The organism is Nocardioides sp. (assembly GCF_025964975.1).
Taxonomy (GTDB): Bacteria; Actinomycetota; Actinomycetes; order Propionibacteriales; family Nocardioidaceae; genus Nocardioides.
This window is the reverse complement of sequence record NZ_JAOPXV010000206.1, coordinates 39,097-62,040: the sequence shown is the minus strand read 5'-3', so window position 1 is coordinate 62,040 and position 22,944 is coordinate 39,097. Positions and strand designations below refer to the sequence as shown.

Genomic DNA, 22,944 nt, shown 5'->3' with positions numbered 1-22,944 from the left:
GCTGGAATCATGCCCCAACCGCTGAAGAGAAGCCGCTGCTGCTCCTCCAAGGGGGTGGACTCGTCAGGTCGCGGCTCGCGCTGCGGCGGCTGCCCTGGCGACCCACTTCGGCTCGTCGCCATACCGCTGCGAGGGGATCAGCCGACCCGCCGCTGAGTCCTCGATCAGCTGCACGAGTCGGCTCTCGCGGGTCTGCTCGCGCTTGGCGCTGACGACCCAGTCCTCGGCGACCGTGCGATACGACGGCGTCGCCACCTCCCAGAAGGCCGCCGCCGCCGGATCGGCCAGCAACCGCGCACGCTGCTCGTCGCTCAGCTTCCGCCCGGACTCGTAGGCGTAGATCCCGCTGCGTTCGGGCGTCCTCTTCTCGTATGCCGCCAGCCCGGCCGGCAGCATCCGGCCCTCCGCGACGAGTCGTTCCACGCGGGCGATGTTGACCGCGCTCCAGATGCTGGTCGACTTGCGCGGGGTCCAGCGCTGTCGCACGGAGTCCTCGTCGATGCGTTGAGCCACGCTGTCGATCCAGCCGAAGCACAGCGCCTCGGGGACCGCGTCGGCCCAGGTCAGTCCGCGGTCGGCGACGTGCTTCTTCCGCAGCCCCATCCAGAGCTCGGTCGCGGTCTCATGGTTGGCCTCCAGCCACGCCCGGAACTTCTCCGCCGAGGCGAAGAACGTCGCTGGCCTGTCTGGTGTCCCGCCCGGTGTGCCGACCATAGGGACACGCTAACGAGGGATCAGGACCGAGCGTGTCCTAGCTGTGATGCCCAGGCAGGTTGTCCAACCTGGTGATGGGGACAGCCCACCTAGCGCTGCGTCCAGCTCTCGCCCCAGGTCCACACCAGGTCGAGGTCGTGCGGGGCCAGCACGGAGCGCACCCGGTCGATGAGGGGCACGGCCACCTCGGCGTCGAACTTGTCGGCGGAGGCGAACAGCACGTCACCCTCGATGGCAGCCGCGAGCAGCGAGCCGCCGCGATATTCGAGGACGACGGCCGTGTCCCGGGAGGTCTCGTCGAGCGACGCCAGCACGGCCTGGAGCCGTAGGCCCACCTCGGGAAGCACTGCGCCCACATCGACGGAGCCGCTCCGACTGCCCTCCGGCAGCAGAGCACCGACGATCCGCTTGTCCCAGGTCATGACCGCGGACCAGTCGGCGTAGAGGTCGTCGCGCACCCGGCGCAGGCACTTCCTGATCGCCGTATTGGCGCCTCCTGCAGCCACGGACACGGGCGGGGGCTGACGAGTCCCGCGCTCCTCGACCTCCGCGGTGAGCAGGACCTCCCCAGCACCGTGTCCCACCCGGGCAGTCACGGCGGTGCCGCTGAGGGCCGTCAGCCACTGCAGCCGCCCGATCTCGAGGAACGGCTCGATCTGGCCCGCCATCCGAATGGAGTATCGCAACGCGGCGGCGAGCTCGTCGGCCCCGTCGGCCCCGTCGGCGGTGGAGACTGCCCCGTCGGTGGTGACGGCGATCCGTCGCCGCGGCACGCGCGGCGCGGCGATGTCAGTGGTCTCACTCATGGGCTTTCCCTTCCATCCCGCGCGCGGCGGAGAGTGCCCCCCCGGCCTCTACCGCACAGCATGCGCCTCCCGAGGCCGACACGCCAGTCATTGGTGCCAAATCGTGTCTACCCCCTCAGGGGTGAGGTCAACGGGCGCCGCCGGCGGCGACAGGCTGGCACCGGTCACTCAGTGACGTGCGACACGCTGCGTACTCTCAGTATTGTAACTTACTAGACTTTATTTAGAGTGGTGATCGTTCCCACATCCCGCGCCACCGCGAATGAGGACAACATGTCGCAACAACTGCTCCGCCGTACCGCTACTGCCGTCGTCGGCGGCACCCTCCTGCTCGCCGGGACCTCGGCCTGCGGCGGCACCAGCGGCGCCCCTACCCAGGACGCCGACGACACCACCTGCGCTGCCAGACCGGCCCCGGTCTCATGAACTACGCGGAGCTCGCCGACGCGCTCGGCTACTACGAGGACATCGAGCTCGACTACGTCGGTCAGGTCCAGGGCGGACCCGAGGCGCTCCGCGCGCTGGCCACCGACCAGATCGACTTCGCCGACGCCTTCCAGGGAGCCATCGCCAAGGTCGTCGCGACCGGCGTCCCAGTGACCGCGGTGGTCGCGTCCTGCGTGGCCGACCCTGCGCCGCGCGGGTCACCTCGGGGCCACCATCCTGGCCGAGCACCACGGGGCGGTGTGCCGCCAGCTCGCCGGACGCGTCGAACACCGCTTCGACGACGTCGCGGTCAGCACCACCGACGAGGGGCGGTGACCCTGGACGAGGGGTTGGCCCGCTTCGACTGCGCGATCTATCGCGAGGTCGAGGCGGGAGACCACACCATCGTGATCCTCAAGCTGCACGCCGTCGCGCAAGAACACCTACAGGGGTGAAGTCGGCGACGCGGGCGAGGAGTTGTGTGGAGGGCGACCGCATCCGTCTCGGCCTCAGGAGGAGCCATGACCACCACTGCGCGCGACATCATGACCGGAGGCGTCGAGTGCGCCCGGTCCACCGACACCCTGGTCGACGCCGCCCGGAAGCTGCGCGACCTCGACGTCGGCGCCCTGCCCATCTGCGGCGAGGACGACCGGCTGCAGGGCATGGTCACCGACCGGGACATCGTCGTGAAGTGCATCGCCGACGGCGGCGACCCCAGCACGGTCACGGTCTCCGAGCTCGCCGAGGGCAAGCCCGTGACGATCGGAGCGGACGACTCCGTGCAGGAAGCGCTGCGGACGATGTCCCAGCACGGCGTACGCCGCCTGCCCGTGATCGACGGGCACGACCTCGTCGGCATGGTGAGCCAGGCGGACATCGCCAAGAACCTGCCCGACGACTCCGTGGCGGACCTCGTCGAAGCGATCTCGTCGGCCCCGTCGACGGACTGATGATGACCAGCACCCCTGCCGAGCCCGACTCCGAACCCGGGCTGGCGCCGGCCGGTGACCCGAGCATGGATCCCGTGGACCCCGACGACCAGCCGTCCGCGCCCATCCCCGAAGCAGAGCCTGGCGCAGACGTGCCGGACGTCCGCCCCTGATCCCTACCGGCTTTACTTGATTCGTTCCAGAAAAACCCCTAACGTCAGGGATATGGCGACGCGCGAGCACGAGACCAGGCTCCGCGCGGCGTCCCTGCGCGTGACGCGGCCCCGGGTGGCCGTCCTGGCAGCGCTGCAGGAGCGCCCCCACGTCGACACCGAGACGGTCATCGAAATGGTGAGGACCGAGCTCGGCGCCGTCTCGCACCAAGCGGTCTACGACGTCCTGCGCGTGCTGAGCGACGCCGGCCTGGTCCGACGCATCCAGCCGGCAGGCGCCGTCGCCCGCTACGAGACCCGTGTGGGCGACAACCACCACCACGTCGTGTGCCGCTCCTGCGGTGCCATCACGGACGTCGACTGCGCCGTCGGCTCCGCCCCTTGTCTGACCGCCTCGCAGGACCACGGCTTCGTGGTCGACGAGGCGGAGGTCGTCTACTGGGGCACCTGCTCCGACTGCGCGACCGCACGCCCCCACGAATGACCCAGAAGCACGGAAGGAAACACATGAGCGACAGCCAGGACCCCAGCGTTCCCGAGAGCCCCCAGGGCGTCGACCGCAAGGAAGAGGCCGGGTGCCCGGTCATGCCCGGATCGGCGACCGCCCAGGGCAGCGAGAGCGAGAACCCCGCGATCGACTCGCCGACCGTGAAGTCGGGCGGACGCCCGCACGGTATCCGCGACTGGTGGCCCGAGCAGGTCGACCTCTCCGTGCTGCACGCGCACTCGCCCCGCGGCAATCCGCTCGATGAGGACTTCGACTACCGCGTCGCCGTCGCGCAGCTGGACCTGGAGGGCATCAAGCGCGACATCGCGCAGGTGCTCAACACCTCGCAGGACTGGTGGCCGGCCGACTTCGGTCACTACGGCGGGCTGATGATCCGCCTGAGCTGGCACGCGTCCGGCACCTACCGGATCTACGACGGGCGCGGCGGCGCCGGCGACGGCGGGCAGCGGTTCGCGCCACTCAACAGCTGGCCGGACAACGCCAACCTCGACAAGGCGCGACGCCTGCTGTGGCCGGTGAAGCAGAAGTACGGCCAGAAGATCTCCTGGGCCGACCTGCTCGTGCTGGCCGGCAACGTCGCCCTCGAGGACATGGGCTTCGAGACCTTCGGCTTCGCCTTCGGCCGTGAGGACGTGTGGGAGCCGGAGGAGATCTTCTGGGGCCCCGAGGACACCTGGCTCGGTGACGAGCGCTACTCCGGCGAGCGTGAGCTCGAGGAGTCCCTCGGCGCGGTCCAGATGGGTCTCATCTACGTCAACCCCGAGGGCCCCAACGGCAACCCCGACCCGCTCGCCTCGGCGCGCGACATCCGCACCACCTTCGCCCGCATGGCGATGAACGACGAGGAGACCGTCGCCCTCATCGCCGGCGGCCACACCTTCGGCAAGACCCACGGCGCGGGCGACCCTGACCTGATCGGGCCCGAGCCGGAGGGTGCCCCGATCGAGACTCAGGGCCTCGGCTGGCTGAGCGAATACGGCTCGGGCAAGGGCGAGGACACGATCACCAGCGGCCTCGAGGTGACCTGGACCGACCGGCCGACCCAGTGGAGCAACCGCTTCTTCGAGATCCTCTACGGCTACGAGTGGGAGCTGACCGAGAGCCCTGCTGGCGCCAAGCAGTGGGTCGCCAAGGATGCCGAGGCGATCATCCCCGGGCCCACCGCAAACTCGCCCAAGCGCCTGCCCACGATGCTCACCTCCGACCTCGCGCTGCGCTTCGACCCGGAGTACGACAAGATCTCGCGGCGCTTCCTCGAGAACCCCGAGGAGTTCCGGCTGGCCTTTGCCAAGGCGTGGTTCAAGCTGCTGCACCGCGACATGGGTCCGGTCTCGCGCTACCTCGGCCCGTGGGTGCCGGAGCCGCAGCTGTGGCAGGACCCGGTCCCGGCCCCTGCGGGTGAGCTCGTCAGCGACGCCGACGTGGCCGGCCTGAAGCAGGCCGTCCTCGACTCCGGGCTCTCCGTCTCCGAGCTCGCCACCACGGCGTGGGCCTCGGCTGCGACGTACCGCCACACCGACAAGCGCGGTGGCGCCAACGGTGCCCGCCTCCGCCTGGAGCCGCAGCGCCGTTGGGCGGTCAACCAGCCCGAGCAGCTCGACCGGGTGCTGAGGAGTCTCGAGGCCGTCCGGTCCGAGTTCAACGGCCGCGGTGGCGCGCAGGTCTCGCTGGCCGACCTGATCGTCCTGGCCGGCTCGGCCGCGGTCGAGAAGGCGGCGCGCGACGCCGGCGTCGAGGTCACGGTGCCGTTCCGCGCAGGGCGTACCGACGCCACGCAGGAGCAGACCGACGTGGAGTCGTTCGCGGTGCTCGAGCCGCGGGCTGATGGCTTCCGCAACTACGTCCGCGCGGGCTCGAAGCTCCAGCCGGAGACGCTCCTCGTGGACCGTGCCTACATGCTCAACCTCAGTGCTCCGGAGATGGTGGTGCTGCTCGGTGGCATGCGGGCGCTCGGCACCAACCACGACGGGGCCGCGCACGGCGTGCTGACTGACCGGGTCGGGGTCCTCTCGAACGACTTCTTCGCCAACCTGCTGTCCCCGGGCACCCGGTGGAAGGCGTCGCCGGACGCCGAGGGCGTCTACGAGATCCAGGACCTCGCCACCGGCGAGGTGAAGTGGACGGCCACCGCCGTCGACCTGACCCTCGGGTCACACTCCCAGCTCCGTGCGCTCGCCGAGGTCTACGCCAGCGACGACGCGCAGGAGAAGTTCGTCCGTGACTTCGTCGCGGCGTGGGTCAAGGTGATGGAGCTCGACCGGTTCGACCTGCGGGGCTGACCGCGTTGCACTCTCGAGGGCCCCGCGGCGTCGTGCCGCGGGGCTCTCGTGCGTCACGGCGTCTTGGCCCCATACTGCCGTCGTGACCGAGACGACCACGCAGACGCCGACCAGCCGGACCGCCCACCGGGCCTACGCCCTGAACTCCGGCGTGGCGTGGACGGGGGTCGTGCTGACGGTGCTGTTCTCGGCGCTCGGGTGGTACAGGGACGCGCCGGTGGATCCTGGGTTGTACGGCGACACCCCGGACGGCGCCGCCGGCGCACTCGCGCGGGTGGTCGACACCCTCAGCTACTTCACCATCTGGTCCACCATCGCGGTCGCCGTGATGCTGACCCTGCTGGCGCTGGACCCCCTGCGGGACACCGTGGCCCGGCGGGTGCTCCGGCTGTCGTCGCTGCTGATGATCACCGTCACCGCGATCGTCTACCAGGTGGTCCTGGCGCCGGCCATCGACGTGGAGGGCTGGTCGCTGCTGACCGACCCGCTCCTCCACGCCGTCACCCCGCTCGTGACCGTCGTCGTCTGGGCGGTGTGGGGTCCGCGCGGCTGGATCACTGCGCGGCTGGTGCCGGGCGCACTCGCCGTACCCCTGCTGTGGATCGTGTGGATGCTCGCCCGTGGCGCCGCCATCGACGCCTACCCCTACGGCTTCGCCAACGTCGTGGAGCTGGGCTACGCCACGGTCGCCGGCAACCTGTTCTTCGTGCTGCTCTTCGCGCTGGCCCTGGCGGCGATCTTCTGGCGCGTCGACATCGTGCTCAGGCGGCGGCAGTCGAGGGCCGCCGCCTGAAGCAGCCGCATCGGTCCTAGGCCAACCTGCCCTTCTTGCGGCCGGGGTAGGACCTCGGGTCGTAGGGATCGGTGCCCGCCGAGCGCTCCTTGGCGTTGGAGTGCCCGTCGCCGTCGATGTCGCCGTCGCAGGCGTCGCCCTGGCCGTCACGGTCGAGGTCGGCCTGGTCGGCGTTGGGCTGCTTCACGCAGTTGTCACGGGAGTCCGCGATCCCGTCACCGTCGCGGTCCACGCCGGGAGCCGTGTGGACGACGGTCCGCACGTCGCTGGCGAGCACCTCGTCGTCCTGCGTCCACACCGTCTTCAGCTCGTGGGTCCCGGTGGGGACGGTGACGTCGAGGGCGAAGCTGTCGGGGCCGTTGCTGGACTCGACGTCCTCGCTCGCAGTGGCCACACCGTCGACGTAGACCGTCACGGTCTCGTCCGAGGGGACAGGACAACCGGTGCTCCCGGTGCCCGCCACGCCGGGGCAGGCGTCCGCGTCGTCGCTCACGCCGTCCCCGTCGGAGTCGACCGGAGCACCTCCGCCGCCGGTGCCGGCGGGGAGGATCGTGGCCTGCAGGGTGTACGTCGTGGAGGGCACCCCGACGACGAGGTAGGGGTCGACCTTGATGTCCAGCGTGCCCTGGACGTCCTCGAGGACGAGCCGCTCGGGCTGGCCGGCGGTGGCAGCCGTTCCTGACGCTGCCCCGGTCACGGTCATGTCGAGGTCGCTGGAGTCCGGCCAGCTGAGCAGCAGCTCGACGGTGCTCTTCTCCGGCACGGGCAGGCTGAACGTGTGCCCGGGTCCGCCCGTCGCGCCGAGGGTGCTGTCGGTGACGGCGAACTTGTTGCCGCCGGACCGCTCGAGGACGACGGGGTTGAGCAGGCCGCCCGCGGAGGAGCCACCGCTCGACCCCGACGAGGAGGACGTGCCGCTCGCGGCGGCCTGCCCCGCGGGGGCCGCGACCCCGATCGATCCCTTGTCGGGAGCGCGGTCGTCAGCGACGACGGTCCACATGTGGCTGGGCGAGCGATAGCTGGTCAGCGCGAAGACGTCGTACGGCGCGACGACCTTGGCGCCGGCCAGGTAGCTGCGCGGGATGCGGAAGGTGACCGTGTTGGCGGTCGCGTCCCACTGCGACCACTCGCTCGGCAGGTAGGTCTCCATCGAGTGGTCGTAGGTGACCACGCGGGTAGGGGTCCTGGGGTCGGGGATGGTCGACTCGATCTCGCGTCCGCCGATGCTGACGCCGTACTTCGGCAGACCCACCACGCCCTCGGGCCAGAGGTCGGTCACCTTGACCGTCGCGACGACGTCGAGGTCCGTCACCTCGGCCTGGATGTTCTGGATGTCGGTGACGCTGGTGAGCGAGTCACCCTCGGAGTCGTCGTGCGAGGCGGTGGGGGAGGTGGGCGCTCCGTGTGCCTGGCGCTCGACGGTGCCCGCGACGTGGACGTGACCGTCGCTGGTCTCCGCGCCGTGGCCCGGGTCGGTGACCGTCAGGACGGGGGTGGTGGTCTCCTCAGGCTCCGGCGTCCAGTCCGTCGGCGTACCGGGCACGAGGCCCAGGTCGGGCTGCGGGCAGTCCCACACCGAGCCGGTCGACGAGGCGTAGAGGTGGTCGTCGGGGTGTTGCACCTGGAAGGAGTTCGTCCCGTCGCCTGCCACGTCGTTGGGGTGGATGTGGTCGCTCTCGGTGACGGCGCCATCGCCGTTCACGTCGAGGTAGTGGCTCATCCGGGTCGCGAAGCCTTCGACGTTGAGCGTGGAGACGCACTTGTTCTGGCCGGCCGGGTCGGCGCTGTAGGCCATGATGTCGGTGGTCGGGACGGAACCCCACGCGCCCTCAGCGCCGTCGCCCACGTGGCCGAGCGTCAGGCAGTGACCCGTCTCGTGCAGGACCAGGTCGAACAAGGAGAAGGTGTCGGTCTTGCCCGGCACCGGGTCGATGGCGCCGTTGACCGAGAAGCACACGTTGCCGCCGGCCCCACCGCAGTCCTCGACGTAGTAGCCGCCACCCTCACCGTGGTGCCCGTCGTAGCCGGGCATGCCCTCCCAGGTCTCCAGCGCGAACGGGTTGTCGATGTTGTGGCACGGGACGCCGTTCTCGTCCATGACGCCCAGCGAGTCGGTGAGGTAGACCGGGTCGATGCCGATGCCGATTCCGCCGACCGGGTTGGTCGCGACGATGACGATCTCCGGGTCGTACAACGGGTAGGTGCTCGGCTGCTCGCCACCGGTGAGGCTGACGATGTCGGCGGAGATGTTGAAGTCCACGCCCTCCTGCAGCCAGTCGAGGCCCATCTCGCCGGACAGGTAGTCGATGCCGCCCTCCCAGGCCTTGGCGGCCTGGCGCACGATCCGGAGGTCACGCTCCGCCGTGGGCGACGCGGGGACGAGCACGGCCACATCGACCTTGGGGGTGTCCAGGGCGTTGAGGCCGACCTTGGCGTGGTAGCAGACGTTGTCCGGGTTGTCCCGGCTCATGTCCTTGATGCAGCCCGGCGGGAGGTTCTTGTCCCCGAAGTAGGGCCCGACGTAGTCGTCGGCCGGGCTGGCGGACGCCGTGATGGACCCCACCGTGGAGGCGAGACCCCCCGCGGCGACGAGGGTGGTGGCGGCGATGATGGCCAGGCTTCTGCGCATGAGGGTCTTCCTTCGAGATGCGGGGGCTTGAGGGTCAAACGGCGCCGGCGAGCGTTGGTTACGCCCCGGTCCTCCACAATGGGCCGATGCGAGCCTTGTGGAACTCGGTCCTGACCGTCGCCGTCCTGTCCATCGCCGGGGTGTCCCCCGCAGCTGCTGCGCCGGGCGATGACGGTCCGCGCACATGGCGCGTGGGCCCCGACAGGTCCCTCACCGTGCCGAGCGCGGCCGCAGCGCTGGCCGGGGACGGGGACACCGTGCTGATCGACGCCGGCACCTACTCCGGCGACGTCGCGACCTGGACCCAGGAAGACCTGACGCTGCGCGGCGACGGTGGCCGGGCGCACCTGAGGGCGGCCGGGAACAACGCCCAGGGGAAGGCCATCTGGGTGATCGCCGGCGATCGCACCGTCGTCGACCGCATCGAGTTCAGCGGCGCGACCGTGCCCGACCAGAACGGCGCCGGCATCCGCCAGGAGGGCGCCGGGCTCACGGTCACCCGCAGCTCGTTCCACGACAACCAGAACGGCATCCTCACCGGAGCGAACCCGGACAGCGACATCGTCATCAGCGACTCGAGGTTCTTCCGCAGCGGCAACGGTGACGGCTACACCCACAACCTCTACGTCGGGGCGGTGCGGTCGTTGACGGTCACCGGCAGCTACCTGTGGGGGGCCGATGCGGGCCACGAGCTCAAGTCCCGGGCTGCTAGGAACACCATCATCGGCAACCTGATCACCGACCGCGACGCCAGCGCCAGCTACTCCATCGACCTCCCCAACGGCGGCAGCTCGCTCATTGCCGGCAACGTCATCGTCCAGGGACCCAACTCAGAGAACTCCGCCCTGGTCTCGTACGGCGCCGAAGGCCTCACCAACGCCTCGCGGCGACTGTGGATCGTCAACAACACCTTGGTCAACCGCCGTCCGAGCGGCACCTTCGTCGCCGTCGCCGGCGGGAGCCGGGCCGACCTCCGCAACAACCTCCTCGTCGGGCCCGGCGACCTCACCAACCTCGACGGCGTCCGTGCGACGGCCAACAAGCGGCTCGGCGAAGGTGACTTCGTCGACCCCGCTCGCGACGACTTCCGGCTCCGGGCCGGCTCACGCGCGATCGACCGTGGTGCGGCGGTGCCGCCGCGTTGGCGGGCTCGTTGGGAGTACGCACATCCGGCCTCGCGTGTCCGCCGCCCCCTCGTCGGCCGGGTCGACATCGGTGCCTACGAGTGGCGAGGAATGAGTCCCAGCTGGGTGGCGTGAGCCCGGACGTCGTCGCTGTCGGCCGCCAGCACGAACGGCGTCTCGTGGGCCCAGACCCCCGAGATCTTCTCGACGCGGCCGTCGCCGGGGTTCAGCCGGACCTCGCGGATGTAGACGGCCAGGATGCGTCCGGAATACTCGCGGACGATGTCGGCATAGATCTCCGGGTCCTTCTCGCCCGAGTCACCGATGAGGACGAAGTCGAGGTCCGGGTGCAGGTCCAGCACCTCGCGGATACGCGCGTGCTTCTCCTCCCGCTCGCCGGCCGCCCTGCCGAGCAGGTCACGCAGGAGCACGGGACCGCTCGGGAAGCCTCGGTGGCGCAGGAAGCCCACGACGAAGGCATACAGGTTCCACGGGCTGGAGGAGATGTAGAAGACAGGATTGGTGTCGTGGTGGGCCAGGTCGCGATAGAGCTCCACGGCACCCGGGAAGGCAGTCCGCGTCACGGCCGAGCCGGCGAACGTCTGGACGACCATCCGCGCCACCCGCTGGACACCTGTCTCGAGGATGGTGTCGTCGATGTCGGAGACGACCCCGAACCTGGCGTCCGGGCCGGGGACGTGGACGGCGAAGGGCGTGGTGTGCGGATCGGTGACGCCACGGTAGTCACCTGCGAGCTCCACGGTGCCGGTCGTCAGCTGTCCCTCGACCTCCGTCGGGACCACCCGGACGAGGAAGTAGCCCTCGGAGTCGCTACTGGTGAGCACCTCGGTGCCGGCGACCACGATGCGCAACGGCACGCCCGGGAGCTCGTCGGTGACGAAGCCGCGGAGAGTACGGCGAACCGCAGTCCACGTCCCTTCGCCGTCGACTGCCTCCGAGAGGGGCGGGTCGTCCACCACCCGGCCGCGGACGACTACGGCCGTGCTGGTGCCGTGTGCGCCGTACGCCTCGATGCGGAAGTTCGCCGGGGTGCGCCCCGACGCGCGGCGCTGGCGCTTGGCGTCCCAGGTGTTCTCGATCGCGTAGATCCAGCGCACGGCCCTCATGGACCCACCCTAAATCGGCGCGATGTCAGGGTGGGCGCATGACTCGCATCACGCTCTCGCGCCTGCCGGGCGACCGGTTGCGGGTCCGAGACAGGGACACCGAGCTCGCGTTGGCGACCGGCGACTTGCCGGCCTACGTGCAGGCGCGCGAGGCCGACAGGCCCCGCTGGGTGTGGGACGACACCGCTCGGTGGTATCCGTCCCTGCTGACCGCGGGTGTGCGGGTGGAGCGCTGCCACGACCTGCGGCTGGGCCGGCACCTGGTGCGGCGCGCACCCGCCGCGGATCCGCGGCTGCTCGAAGGGGAGGAGTCCGAGCACTGGGACCGGCTCCGACCCAGCGCCCCGTCCGACCCGGCACTGTTCTCCGTCGACGACCGGGTCGAGTTCCTCGACGCCGAGCGTGAGGATGCTCGCCAGCTGGCCGCCGTGGCGGCCTCCAACGAGGCTCCCAGGCTGGGCCTGCTGCTCGCGGCCGAGTCCGCCGGCGCACTGGCCGCGGCCGAGATGACACACGCCGGAGTCCCGTGGCGCGTCGACGTCCACGAGCGGTTGCTCACCGACCTCCTCGGGCCGCGGCCCCCGCGGGGCGCCAGGCCGCAAGGGCTCGAGGCTCTGGCCGCGGAGGTGAGGCAGGCGTTCGGCATACCCGCGCTCAACCCCGACTCGCGACCAGAGCTGCTGGCAGCGCTGCGGCGAGCCGGGCTGGACGCCACGGACACGCGAGCGTCGACGCTGCGCAGGCTGGAGCACCCGGGCATCGTCCCGCTGCTGCGCTACAAGCAGCTCGCCCACCTGTTCCAGACCAACGGTTGGGCCTGGGCCGACCAGTGGGTGAGCGGCGGTCGGTTCCGGCCCTCCTACCAGCCGGCCGGCTCCAGCACCGGGCGGTGGTCGTCCAACGGCGGCGGCGCCCTGTCCTTCCCGGTGCAGGTCCGGCCCGCGGCCGTGGCCGACGAGGGCTGGGTGTTCGTCGTCGCCGACGTGGCCCAGCTCGAGCCGCGGGTGCTGGCCGGCATGAGCGGCGACCGCGCGCTGGCACGGTCGGCCCAGGGCGCCGATCTCTACCAGGGCATGGTCGACGACGGGGCCGTCGCCACCCGGAACGACGCCAAGCTGGGACTGCTCGGTGCGATGTACGGCGCCACCAGCGGCGAGAGCGGCCGGATGGTCGCCGGACTCACCCGCCGCTACCCGCAGGCCTTCGGCCTGGTCGAGGAGGCCGCCCGCGCAGGCGAGCGCGGCCAAGTGGTGCGCACCCTCCTGGGACGCGGATCACCCGGTCTGGGAGAGGACTGGGGACTCGACGCCGAGGGACGCCCCGCCGATCCGGACGCCCAGGCGCGCCGACGAAGGTCGTACGGCAGGTTCACCCGCAACTTCGTCGTGCAGGGCACCGGTGCCGAGTGGGCGCTGTGCTGGATCGCCGACCTGCGCAACCGGCTGTGGCGCCTGCACGACGTCGGTCCCCTCGACTCGCGCCCGCACCTGGTCTTCTTCCTCCACGACGAGGTCGTCGTGCACACCCCGGCCGCGCTCGCCGACGCGAGCGCCGCGCAGATTGGTGAGGCGGCCACGGCCGCCGGGAGCCTGCTGTTCCGGGAGCTCAGCATCGACTTCCCGCTCAACATCTCGATCGTGCGGTCCTACGCCGACGCCGGGAAGCCCGGCGCGGCCGTCGAGGACCAGTGACCGAGGGCGAGGACCTGCCGGAGTTGGCGTTGTTTGGTGTGCTTGAGACATGGTGACTCGACTGGCAGTCCTGGGGGACTCCATCGCATGGGGGCAGGGAGCGGCCCGTGCGCGGGACCGGCTCGCCCCTCGCCTGGCAGACGGCCTCGCGCTGCACGGACTCGAGGTGGACGTCGGGGTGTTTGCCGTCCCGGGTGCGCGAAGCTCCGGGCTGGCCTCTCAGGTCCGCGCGGCGCTGGCGTGGTCGCCGGACCTCGCGGTCGTGGTGATCGGCGCCAACGACCTCACCCACCGCGCCCCGGTGGCGGACGCCGTACAGGCCCTGGCAGACGCCGTACGAAAGCTCCGTGAGGCGGACGTGCAGGTCGTGGTGGCACCCGCTCCCGACCTCAGCTCGGTCCCCCACGTGCCGGCGTTCCTGCGAGACGCCGTCCGAGCAGCCGGGCAGTCCCTCCGCCGGCACCAGGTGGCCGCTGTCGTAGAGGCAGGCGGGCACGTCGCCGACGCCGATCAGCGCGCGTCCCGCGCCTTCGCGGGAGATCCGTCGCTCTTCTCCGCCGACCGTTTCCACCCCTCCAGTGCGGGCTATGCCGTCATCGCGGACGCCCTGCTACCCGCTCTGCTCGTCGCCGCTGACCTGAGTCCATAGTCCCCCTTTCCCGATCCTGGATCGGGTTTCCCGGTACGGTTCACCTCGCCCGCTGCAGAGCGCGCGCCCCCCTCAACTACGTCCCTGGTGGTGAGCTTGTCCGGATCTGGCACCACGGAGCTGAGCCTTCCTGCCGAGCCGATGACGGCGGGTCAGGCAAGGCGAGCGGTCCGGCGTGCCCTGGAGGTCGCGGGGGCCACCCACCTGCGAGACGTAGCGGAGCTGGTCGTCTCCGAGCTCGTCACCAACGCCGTGGTGCATGCCGGCACGATGGTGAGCCTGCGGATCACCGCAGAGCCGGCAGCGCTCAGGGTCGAGGTCGAGGACGGCAGTGTCCGGTTGCCGGTCCGCCGGACGTGGACCGACACGGCCGGGACGGGACGCGGCCTGCGGATCGTGGACGAGCACGCCGACCGGTGGGACTCGCACCTCACCAACGGCGGCAAGGTCGTCTGGTTCGAGCTGGGCCGCCTCTCCAGACCACTCGTCATCAGCCCCACCGCACCCCCGTTGGCCTCGGGACCGGACCGGATCGAGGTGACGTTGCTCGACATGCCGCTCCTCATGCACTGGGCCTGGCAGGAGCACGCCGCGACCCTGCTGAGGGAGCACCTGCTCTACGCACTCGAGCGGGACGACCACGCTCTCGACGACCATGCTGCGGCGAGCGACGCGCTCAGCATCCTTGACGAGCACCTGCCTCCGCCACAGCTGCCCACTGATCCCGAGGCACTCATGGCCAGCTCGGTCGAGCCTGCCGTCACCGCTCCGAGGGTCGTGGTGCGCATCCCCGCCCAGTCGGTCCGGCACTTCGAGGTCCTCGACGACCTCCTGATCCGAGCGGTGGCGGCCGCGGAGAGCGGGCAGCTCCTCAGCCCGCCGACCCAACCCGAGATGGCCGAGATGCGCGCGTGGTTGTGCGGCGAGGTGGCCGGACAGGCGAAGTTCGCGGAGCCGAAGCCCTGGCGCACCACCACGCCCGTACGCGCGGCCCTCGACCCCGCCACCGCCCGGGCGCAGGTCTACCACGAGCTCTCCGAGAGCGATGAAGCCTTCCTCGCGACCGACGACACCAGCATCATCGTTGCGGTGACACGGTGCGCGGTGGAGTTCCTGGGCTACTCCCGTGAGGACGAGCTCCTCGGTCGACGCATCCTTGCTGTCGTGCCCGAGCGGTTCCACCAGGCCCACATCGCCGGCACGACGCTCCACGTCACCAACGGACGCGACGCCCTGCTCAACCTCTGGATCACCGTGCCGGTGCTCCGGGCCGACGGTTCCGAGGCGCCCGTGAGCCTGCACGTGTCCCCGCGGCGGCTCGAGGGCGACTTCTCGGTCTTCATGGCCCACCTGGACATCCCCGGAGCAGCGGCCCCGTCCCTCTAGGTCACGACACCCGGCGTCCTAGACTCGCCTGTACGGCCCTGCGTCCCCATGCCGCGGGGCCATAGGTCGCGTCGGCGTGTGGTCCCGGTCCAGCGCCGGCGCGGCCGCTCCATGCATGGAATGTGCCGCAAGGGACACCTAGAGGGGACACATCACTACCAACCCGACAGGTGGGACGACCATGTCTGACGTCAACGGAGGGGTGGGACGCGGCGCCAGCGGGCGGCGAACTCACGAAGACCTCGAGAGCTCCACGCTCGGAACCTCCGGCGGATCGAGCGCCATGGGCGGCGACGAGTCACGCACGATCCCCCGTCCCGCGGACGAGGAGCTCGTTGCCCGCGTCGATGACAGGGCGGAGGTCGTCGGCGCTGGACGCTCCAGGTTCGACCTCCCCGCCACCATCGCCGGCGCGCTGGCCACGCTGGGCACGCTGGTGCTGCTCTCCAGCCTCCTCAGTGCGGCCATCGGCACCATCGGCTACCAGTCCGGGGTCGACGGCGACGACCTCTCGGTCGGCGGCCTCGTGGCCGGCCTCGTCGTGCTGTTCCTCTCCTGCCTGGTCGGCGGCTGGGTCGCCGGTCGGGTGGCCCGCAACCGTGGCGCCCTGCACGGCCTGGTCCACCCGGTGTGGCTGCTCCTGCTGGCGGGTCTCCTGGCCCTGCTCGCCACCGTGTTCGGCGACGACATCGCCGATGCGACCGAGCGGGTGGGCCTGCCCAACTGGTTCTCCGAGGACGCCCTGACCACCGCGGCCATCCTCAGCGGCCTCGCGGCCCTGGCGCTGATGTTCCTCGGAGGGTGGCTCGGCGGGAAGCTGGCCGAGCGCCACCAGGCGAACGCCTCAGTCGCCGTCGTGGAGACACGACGAGCCGTCAGTGAGCGGCCCGGCGGCATCGTGCGCGGCGGCGGCAACTGATGTCCGGCACGCACCGCGGAGACGATTCGTACGCCGACGAGACGCGGGTCAACGAGCCGGTCACGGACGAGTCGTACGCCGACGCTTCCTACGCGGAGCGCACCGACGTCACGACGTCCACCGACAGTGGTGTCGAGACCATCGCGCATGAGGAGCGCCTCGAGGTCGGGACCCAGGTCCAGGAGATCGGGGAGGTCCACGTCCGCAAGCAGGTCGAGAGCCACCCGGTCGAGTACACCGTGCCCCGCGACGTCGAGCACGTCGACACCAATGAGCGCATCGTCGCCAAGGAAGGCGACTCGGGAGAGGTCGAGCTCCTCGACGACGGATCGGTCTCCATCCCGGTCTTCGAGGAGGTGCTGGTCGTCACCAAGCGGCTCGTCGTGCGTGAGCGCGTCATCGTCCGCAAGCGCACCGTGGTGGACGAGTACAAGCTCCAGACCGAGCTGCGGAGGGAGAACGTCACGGTCGACGTCGACGACTCGGTCGACGTCCAGGACAACACCTCACAGTCGTCCGGCCTGGACGACGGCACGTCGTCGTCCTACGACGGTCACGGAGAGGACCACACCACCTCCACGCGCCAGCCTTGAAGGTCAACGACCGGGAGTGTCTTCGCCGGCCCGGGCGCGCTCCTCACGAGCGCGCTCGGGATGCGTCTCGGTGAAGTTGCGCTTCTCCTCGGGGGAGGACGCCAGCTGCTCCGGTGCGTCCTCTCCCGAGACACCTTCCTCAGCCGGCACGTCCTCGAGCTCGAGTCGTTCGTCGTCGTGATTGCTCATGGACCTTCGTACCCCGTGCTCGCGGCGTTATGAGCCCGGCCCGGCCGACTAGACCACGGGCCCTCCGGAGTCCATCCGAACCACGGCGAAGGACATATCGCAGTACGGTGACGGTCCTGCATCACACGCGCACCGTGATCGAAAGTCTCGGACATGACCTCCGCCAAAGCACCCCTCCGCTTCCTCGTGGTCGACGACGACGAGGACATGCGTGACCTCCTGGGCGAGATGGTCGGCCAGCTCGGACACTTCGTCGACAAGGCGTGCGACGGGGTCGAGGCGGTGGAGGCACTGGGGGCCGAGAGCTACGACTTCATGCTCCTCGACATGACGATGCCGCGCATGGGCGGCGAGGACGTCCTGCGGTGGATGAGCGAGCACCGGGAGTGGGCCGTGGGCCTGCGCGTCATCGTCGTCAGCGGCAGGTCCGGGATCCACACGCTCGACGCGCACAGCCTGGGCGTGCAGGCCGTGCTGTCGAAGCCGTTCCGCACCCAGCAGCTCCGCGATCTCGTCAGCTGAGCGAATGCTAGGACGTCCACAGACCCTCCGGTAGCCTCACCGTCATGACCACCGAGAGAGACCCGATCCGCGAGGCTCACAGCCAGTGGGTCCGTCACGGCTGGTCCGACGCGGCCGACGGGATGGCCATGGTCACGTCGGTCGCCCGCGTCCAGCAGCTGCTCACCGAGCGCATCGACGCGGTACTGCGCCCCCTCGACCTGAGCTTCGCGCGCTACGAGGTGCTGCGGCTGCTGTCGTTCGTGCAGTCCGGGTCGATGCCGATGACCCGGCTCGGGTCCCTGCTCCAGGTGCATCCGACCAGCGTGACGAGTGCCGTCGACCGTCTCGTCCGGCAGGGGTACGTCGAGCGCTTGCGGCGCGAGCACGACCGGCGGGTGGTGCTGGCCTCGCTGACCGACGCCGGTCGCGAAGTAGTGGAGCGAGCGACGGACGGGCTCAACCAGCACGTCTTCGCGCAGCCCGGGATACCCGATGAGGACGTCCTGCGCCTGACCGAGCTCCTGGGTCGTGTGCGAGCCGCCGCAGGTGATCACGTGGCAGCCCCGCCGACCGCTTCCCATAGGTAGTTGGATGTCCTACCATCGTCGGTAGTAGGACATCCGACAACCACGCCTGAGGATCCTCATGGTCGAGCTCCACCAGCCCCAGCACCCGGTCCGCCTCGTCACCGCCTCGGCGCTCTTCGACGGACACGACGCCTCGATCAACATCATGCGGCGGATCTTCATGAGCCAGGGCTGCGAGGTCATTCACCTCGGGCACAACCGCTCCGTCCAGGAAGTGGTCGACGCTGCACTCGAGGAGGACGTCCAGGGCATTGCGGTCTCGTCCTACCAGGGTGGGCACGTCGAGTACTTCGAATACCTCGTCGAGTCGCTACGGGCGGCGGGCGCCGACCACGTGAAGGTCGTCGGCGGCGGCGGGGGCGTCATCGTGCCGGCCGAGATCCAGCGCCTGCGCGACTCGGGCGTGACGATCTTCTCCCCCGAGGACGGCCAGCGCATGGGCCTGGTCGGGATGATCAACTCGGTCGTCGCCGACTGCGACTTCGACCCCTGGCAGGCCGGGCCGGCCGACATCCATGCCGTCCTGGCCGGTGACCGCCTGGCCATCGCCCGGGCGCTGACCGGTGCGGAGACCGGACAACTGACCGCCGAGATGCTGGAGCGTCTCCAGCAGGCGGCAGCCGCCCACACCTCCCCGGTCCTCGGCATCACCGGCACGGGCGGTTCGGGCAAGTCCAGCCTCACCGACGAGATCGTGCGGCGCTTCCGCGTCGACCAGGAGGACAAGCTGCGCGTGGCGGTCATCGCCGTCGACCCGACCCGCCGCAAGGGCGGCGGTGCGCTCCTCGGCGACCGGATCCGGGCCAACTCCCTCGACGGGGACCGCATCTTCTTCCGCAGCCTGGCGACCCGCGGGGCCCACGAGGTGCCCGAGCACCTCGACACCGTCATCGCGGTGATGAAGGCCGCCGGGTTCGACCTGGTCATCGTCGAGACCCCCGGCATCGGCCAGGGCGACGCGGCGATCGTCCCGTTCGTCGACCACTCGCTCTACGTCATGACGCCCGAGTTCGGCGCCGCGTCGCAGCTGGAGAAGATCGACATGCTCGACTTCGCCGACACCGTGGCCATCAACAAGTTCGAGCGCCGGGGCGCCAAGGACGCGATGCGCGACGTCGGCCGGCAGATGGTCCGCAACCGCGAGGCCTTCGGCAAGCAGCCCGCCGACATGCCCGTGTTCGGCACCAGCGCGGCCACCTTCAACGACGACGGCGTCACCGCGCTCTTCCAGCACCTGCGCGACACCCTCGCGGGAAGCGGCCTGCCCGTCACCGAGGGCACGCTGCCCCATGTCGACGTACGCCACTCGTCGGGCATCCGTCAGGTCGTGCCCACCGACCGCGTGCGCTACCTCGCCGAGATCACCGAGGCCGTCCGTGGCTACCACGCGCAGACCCAGGCGCACGTCGAGGCGGCCCGCCGGGTGCAGCGGCTCGAGATCGTCCAGGGCGAGCTGGCCGACGCCGGCGAGCAGGTCGACGGCGTCGCCGGACTGCTGGAGAAGGCCCGCAAGGCGGTCCCCCACGAGGTCACTGACCAGCTGGAGGCGTGGCCGACGGTCGTGGAGTCCTACTCCGGTGACGAGCAGGTCGTGACCGTGCGCGACCGCGAGATCCGCACCTTGCTCACCAAGGAATCCCTCAGCGGCAACAAGATCCCCCGGGTGGCGCTGCCCCGCTTCACCGACCACGGAGAGCTCGTGCGCTTCTGGCGCAACGAGAACCTGCCGGGCTATTTCCCCTTCACCGCAGGGGTCTTCCCCTTCAAGCGCGACGGCGAGGACCCGGCCCGGATGTTCGCCGGCGAGGGCGACCCCTTCCGCACCAACCGCCGCTTCAAGCTGCTGAGCCAGGATGGCGATGCCACCCGCCTCTCCACGGCCTTCGACTCCGTGACGCTCTACGGTCGCGACCCCGATCCCCGTCCCGACGTCTACGGCAAGGTCGGCACCTCGGGCGTCTCCGTGGCCACCCTGGACGACATGTCGGCGCTGTTCGAGGGTTTCGACCTGGTCGCTCCATCGACCTCGGTGTCGTTGACCATCAACGGTCCGGCACCGACCGTGCTGGCGTTCTTCCTCAACACCGTCATCGACCAGCAGGTCGAGAAGTTCCGTGGGGCCGAGGGGCGTGAGCCCGACGAGGCGGAGCGCGCCGAGCTGACGGCGTACGCCCTGGCCAATGTCCGGGGCACGGTGCAGGCCGACATCCTCAAGGAGGACCAGGGGCAGAACACGGCGCTGTTCTCCACGGAGTTCTGCCTGCGCATGATGGCCGACATCCAGGAATGGTTCATCGAGCAGAAGGTTCGCAACTTCTACTCCGTGTCGATCTCCGGCTATCACATCGCCGAGGCGGGGGCGAACCCCATCAGCCAGCTCGCCTTCACCCTGGCCAACGGCTTCACCTACGTCGAGGCCTACCTCGCGCGCGGGATGGACATCGACGACTTCGCACCCAACCTGTCCTTCTTCTTCTCTAACGGCATGGACCCCGAATACACCGTCATCGGCCGGGTGGCACGCCGCATCTGGGCGATCACGATGAGGGAGAAGTACGGCGCCAACGAGCGCTCGCAGAAGCTGAAGTACCACGTCCAGACGAGCGGACGCTCCCTGCACGCGCAGGAGATGGACTTCAACGACATCCGCACGACGCTGCAGGCGCTGATCGCCATCTACGACAACGCCAACTCCCTGCACACCAACGCCTACGACGAGGCGGTCACGACCCCGACCGAGGAGTCCGTGCGCCGAGCCCTGGCTATCCAGCTGATCATCAACCGAGAGTGGGGCCTCGCGATGAACGAGAACCCACTCCAGGGCTCCTTCATCATCGACGAGCTGACCGACCTGGTCGAGGCGGCCGTGCTGGCCGAGTTCGACAGCATCAACGAGCGCGGTGGCGTGCTGGGGGCGATGGAGACGGGCTACCAGCGAGGCCGGATCCAGGACGAGTCGATGCTCTACGAGCACCGCAAGCACGACGGCTCGCTGCCCATCGTCGGCGTCAACACCTTCGTCAAGCCCGACTCCGACGTCTCCCCGCCCGAGGTCGAGCTGGCCCGGGCGACGGAGGGTGAGAAGGAGTCCCAGCTGCGTCGGGTGCGCGAGTTCCAGGCGTCCCACACCTCCGAGTCCGCCGAGGCCATCGCCCGGCTCAAGGAAGCTGCCGCCTCCGGTGACAACGTCTTCGCCGTGCTCATGGACGCCGCCCGCGTGTGCTCGTTGCAGCAGGTCACCGAGGCGTTCTTCGAGGTCGGCGGCCAGTACCGTCGCAACGTCTGACGTGACCCGCGACGACCTCGGACACCCGCTCCAGTCCTCCGACCAGCCGGGTCCGGCACGCCGCGTCGTCTCGCTCGTCCCCTCCATCACCGAGAGCCTGGCAACCGTCCGCCCCGAGGCGATCGTGGGCGCCACCGACTGGTGCACGCATCCCGCCGACCTCGACGTCCCCCGGGCGCGCGGCACCAAGAACCCCGATGTCGCGAAGATCGCGCTGCTCGCCCCCGACCTGGTCATCGCCAACAAGGAGGAGAACCGCGAGCTCGACGTACGCCGCCTGCGTGAGCGTGGCGTGCGGGTGTGGGTCACCGACATCGAGACCGTCCCGCAGGCTCTGTCATCCCTGGCTCGGCTCTTCGACGAGGCCCTGTGCTGGCCGCGCCCACCCTGGCTCGCGGCCGCCCACGAGCTGTGGACCGGACCTCTCCCACCCGTGCGACGACGCGTCGCGATCCCGATCTGGCGGGACCCGTGGATGGTCGTCGGCAGCCGGACCTTCACCGGCGACCTGGCCCGTCGTCTCGGGCTCGACAACGTGTTCGCCGACCACCCCGACCGCTATCCGAGCCTGGAGGCGGCCGACCTGGACGCAGCCGGTGCCGATGCCATCCTGCTTCCGGACGAGCCCTATGTGTTCACGTCGCAGGACGGTCCCGAGGCCTTCACGCGTACGCCGACCGACCTGGTCAGCGGCCGGCTGCTCACGTGGTACGGCCCGTCCCTCGTCGACGCGCACGAGAGCCTGGCGCGGGACTAGGCGGCGCGCGCACCCATTTGTCCTGCGACGAGACGACGCTCCACCCGTGCGAGCGGTAGAACGCCGGCGCCCCGGACGCGTTGTCGCCGTGCACGCCGAGCTGCGCCTCGTCCCAGCCTGCGAGGGCGAACCGGACGAGGAGCTCGTTGAGCGCCCAGCGACCGAGCCCGCTTCGCCGTACGCCCGGCGCGACGTCCAGGTGCCGCACCACTTTGAACCGGCCATCGGCCAGGTCCTGGCCGTCGCCGAAGCAGGCGGCAACCAGCTCGCCCTGCTCGCTCTCGAGCAGGACCCACAGCGCCGGTTCGCGCGCCGCCTGCTCGAACCGGCGGTGGAACGCGGTCCAGTGGTCCTCCGCGCCCCACGCAGCGCACACCAGGTCATGGACGTCGTGGAGATCCGAGGGAGCGGCGCCGAGCTCACGCAGCCTCGTGCCCAGCGGCGGGGGGCTCGCTGACGCAGCCGTCGTGCGGGTGCGCATCTGAAGGTCGGTGTAGGCCCGCACCAGGCCGTGCGCGGCGGCCGCCGCCGCCCCGGCGTCGTGGTCGAGGGTGGGCAACCACAGCGCACCCCCTGCTCTCAGGACGTCCTCGAGCAGCGGAACCGCATCCGAGAGCAGCTCCGAGCGACCGGGATGGGCGGCCACGATCCCCATGACGCACTCCTCATCGGGGACGGACCCGGCCACCGCGATCAGCCGACCCTCGGCATGGTGGACGGCCCCAGAACGATCCGCTCGCGAGCAGTTCCCTGACGTCCGCGACGCTCCGCTCGACCACAAGGCCACGTCGACCTCGGTCAGGACGCGGTGCACGTCCTCGACCGAGGGCTCGGTGAGCGGCTGCCACATGGCGGCATGTATGTCGGGCCGA

23 protein-coding genes are annotated in these 22,944 nt (G+C 70.3%); 17 read left to right on the top strand and 6 right to left on the bottom strand.

Translation table 11 applies throughout. The features are described from left to right. Positions 1-63 precede the first annotated feature (63 nt). Both JWN68_RS16390 and JWN68_RS16385 read right to left on the bottom strand, forming a co-directional pair. The gene (locus JWN68_RS16390; protein WP_297740856.1) at positions 64-714 is read right to left on the bottom strand and encodes a YdeI/OmpD-associated family protein; all 651 of its coding nucleotides are present in this window, start codon (positions 712-714) and stop codon (positions 64-66) included. 89 nt (positions 715-803) lie between these two features. Further along, entirely contained in the window at positions 804-1,520 is a 717-nt protein-coding gene (locus tag JWN68_RS16385; RefSeq protein ID WP_297740854.1) for a hypothetical protein, read from the bottom strand. Positions 1,521-1,793: 273 nt separating this feature from the next. Between JWN68_RS16385 and JWN68_RS16380 the strand changes: the two genes are divergently transcribed. From JWN68_RS16380 to JWN68_RS16350, 7 genes are all read left to right on the top strand, one after another. Then, complete coding sequence (locus JWN68_RS16380) at positions 1,794-1,946, top strand: hypothetical protein (RefSeq protein ID WP_297740852.1); 153 nt, start codon at positions 1,794-1,796, stop codon at positions 1,944-1,946. Continuing rightward, positions 1,943-2,401 (top strand): hypothetical protein, encoded by a 459-nt coding sequence (locus JWN68_RS16375; protein ID WP_297740850.1) that lies wholly within the window; start codon positions 1,943-1,945, stop codon positions 2,399-2,401. The genes JWN68_RS16380 and JWN68_RS16375 overlap by 4 nt, the downstream gene beginning before the upstream one ends. Positions 2,402-2,467: 66 nt before the next feature. Then, positions 2,468-2,899 (top strand): CBS domain-containing protein, encoded by a 432-nt coding sequence (locus tag JWN68_RS16370; RefSeq protein ID WP_297740848.1) that lies wholly within the window; start codon positions 2,468-2,470, stop codon positions 2,897-2,899. A gap of 2 nt (positions 2,900-2,901) precedes the next feature. Further along, entirely contained in the window at positions 2,902-3,051 is a 150-nt protein-coding gene (locus tag JWN68_RS16365) for a hypothetical protein (RefSeq protein ID WP_297740846.1), read from the top strand. Positions 3,052-3,103: 52 nt separating this feature from the next. Continuing rightward, a complete protein-coding gene (locus JWN68_RS16360; RefSeq protein ID WP_297740844.1) occupies positions 3,104-3,535 on the top strand; it encodes a Fur family transcriptional regulator in 432 nt (143 codons plus the stop codon). A gap of 23 nt (positions 3,536-3,558) precedes the next feature. After that, positions 3,559-5,838: a catalase/peroxidase HPI gene (gene katG, locus JWN68_RS16355; RefSeq protein ID WP_297740842.1), complete on the top strand. Its 2,280-nt coding sequence runs from the start codon at positions 3,559-3,561 to the stop codon at positions 5,836-5,838. 82 nt (positions 5,839-5,920) lie between these two features. Next, the gene (locus JWN68_RS16350; RefSeq protein WP_297740840.1) at positions 5,921-6,631 is read left to right on the top strand and encodes a Pr6Pr family membrane protein; all 711 of its coding nucleotides are present in this window, start codon (positions 5,921-5,923) and stop codon (positions 6,629-6,631) included. 16 nt (positions 6,632-6,647) lie between these two features. On the opposite strand, the gene JWN68_RS16345 is transcribed toward JWN68_RS16350, so the two are convergent. Next, positions 6,648-9,260: a thrombospondin type 3 repeat-containing protein gene (locus JWN68_RS16345; protein ID WP_297740838.1), complete on the bottom strand. Its 2,613-nt coding sequence runs from the start codon at positions 9,258-9,260 to the stop codon at positions 6,648-6,650. Between the two features lie 86 nt (positions 9,261-9,346). Between JWN68_RS16345 and JWN68_RS16340 the strand changes: the two genes are divergently transcribed. Then, positions 9,347-10,519 carry a right-handed parallel beta-helix repeat-containing protein gene (locus JWN68_RS16340; protein ID WP_297740836.1) on the top strand — a complete coding sequence of 391 codons (1,173 nt, stop codon included), beginning with the start codon at positions 9,347-9,349 and terminating at the stop codon, positions 10,517-10,519. On the opposite strand, the gene JWN68_RS16335 is transcribed toward JWN68_RS16340, so the two are convergent. Continuing rightward, entirely contained in the window at positions 10,480-11,511 is a 1,032-nt protein-coding gene (locus JWN68_RS16335) for a phosphatase domain-containing protein (protein WP_297740834.1), read from the bottom strand. The two genes, JWN68_RS16340 and JWN68_RS16335, sit on opposite strands and share 40 nt — an antisense overlap. A gap of 38 nt (positions 11,512-11,549) precedes the next feature. Between JWN68_RS16335 and JWN68_RS16330 the strand changes: the two genes are divergently transcribed. From JWN68_RS16330 to JWN68_RS16310, 5 genes are all read left to right on the top strand, one after another. Continuing rightward, positions 11,550-13,202 carry a bifunctional 3'-5' exonuclease/DNA polymerase gene (locus tag JWN68_RS16330; protein WP_297740832.1) on the top strand — a complete coding sequence of 551 codons (1,653 nt, stop codon included), beginning with the start codon at positions 11,550-11,552 and terminating at the stop codon, positions 13,200-13,202. Between the two features lie 49 nt (positions 13,203-13,251). Further along, positions 13,252-13,851 (top strand): SGNH/GDSL hydrolase family protein, encoded by a 600-nt coding sequence (locus JWN68_RS16325; protein ID WP_297740830.1) that lies wholly within the window; start codon positions 13,252-13,254, stop codon positions 13,849-13,851. A 90-nt stretch (positions 13,852-13,941) separates the two neighbouring features. After that, entirely contained in the window at positions 13,942-15,237 is a 1,296-nt protein-coding gene (locus JWN68_RS16320; RefSeq protein ID WP_297740828.1) for a PAS domain S-box protein, read from the top strand. A gap of 181 nt (positions 15,238-15,418) precedes the next feature. Beyond that, complete coding sequence (locus JWN68_RS16315) at positions 15,419-16,156, top strand: YrzE family protein (RefSeq protein ID WP_297740826.1); 738 nt, start codon at positions 15,419-15,421, stop codon at positions 16,154-16,156. Beyond that, positions 16,156-16,749 (top strand): YsnF/AvaK domain-containing protein, encoded by a 594-nt coding sequence (locus tag JWN68_RS16310; protein ID WP_297740824.1) that lies wholly within the window; start codon positions 16,156-16,158, stop codon positions 16,747-16,749. Before JWN68_RS16315 ends, JWN68_RS16310 begins: the two co-directional genes overlap by 1 nt. A 3-nt stretch (positions 16,750-16,752) precedes the next feature. Here JWN68_RS16310 and JWN68_RS16305 read toward each other — a convergent pair whose 3' ends face one another. Continuing rightward, positions 16,753-16,938, bottom strand: coding sequence for a hypothetical protein (locus JWN68_RS16305; RefSeq protein ID WP_297740822.1), 186 nt, complete (start codon positions 16,936-16,938; stop codon positions 16,753-16,755). A 153-nt stretch (positions 16,939-17,091) separates the two neighbouring features. Here JWN68_RS16305 and JWN68_RS16300 point away from each other — a divergent pair, with 153 nt between their 5' ends. Genes JWN68_RS16300 through JWN68_RS16285 form a run of 4 tightly spaced genes read left to right on the top strand, consistent with a single transcriptional unit; the run spans position 17,092 to position 22,072 of the window. Then, the gene (locus JWN68_RS16300; protein WP_297740808.1) at positions 17,092-17,460 is read left to right on the top strand and encodes a response regulator; all 369 of its coding nucleotides are present in this window, start codon (positions 17,092-17,094) and stop codon (positions 17,458-17,460) included. Positions 17,461-17,504: 44 nt separating this feature from the next. After that, positions 17,505-18,029 carry a MarR family transcriptional regulator gene (locus JWN68_RS16295; RefSeq protein ID WP_297740806.1) on the top strand — a complete coding sequence of 175 codons (525 nt, stop codon included), beginning with the start codon at positions 17,505-17,507 and terminating at the stop codon, positions 18,027-18,029. Positions 18,030-18,087: 58 nt separating this feature from the next. Next, positions 18,088-21,315, top strand: a complete 3,228-nt coding sequence (icmF, locus tag JWN68_RS16290) for a fused isobutyryl-CoA mutase/GTPase IcmF (RefSeq protein ID WP_297740804.1) — start codon at positions 18,088-18,090, stop codon at positions 21,313-21,315. A gap of 1 nt (position 21,316) precedes the next feature. After that, positions 21,317-22,072, top strand: a complete 756-nt coding sequence (locus JWN68_RS16285; RefSeq protein WP_297740802.1) for a helical backbone metal receptor — start codon at positions 21,317-21,319, stop codon at positions 22,070-22,072. Here the strand turns inward: JWN68_RS16285 and JWN68_RS16280 are convergent. Next, a complete protein-coding gene (locus tag JWN68_RS16280) occupies positions 22,017-22,922 on the bottom strand; it encodes a GNAT family N-acetyltransferase (RefSeq protein ID WP_297740800.1) in 906 nt (301 codons plus the stop codon). The two genes, JWN68_RS16285 and JWN68_RS16280, sit on opposite strands and share 56 nt — an antisense overlap. Positions 22,923-22,944 lie beyond the last annotated feature (22 nt).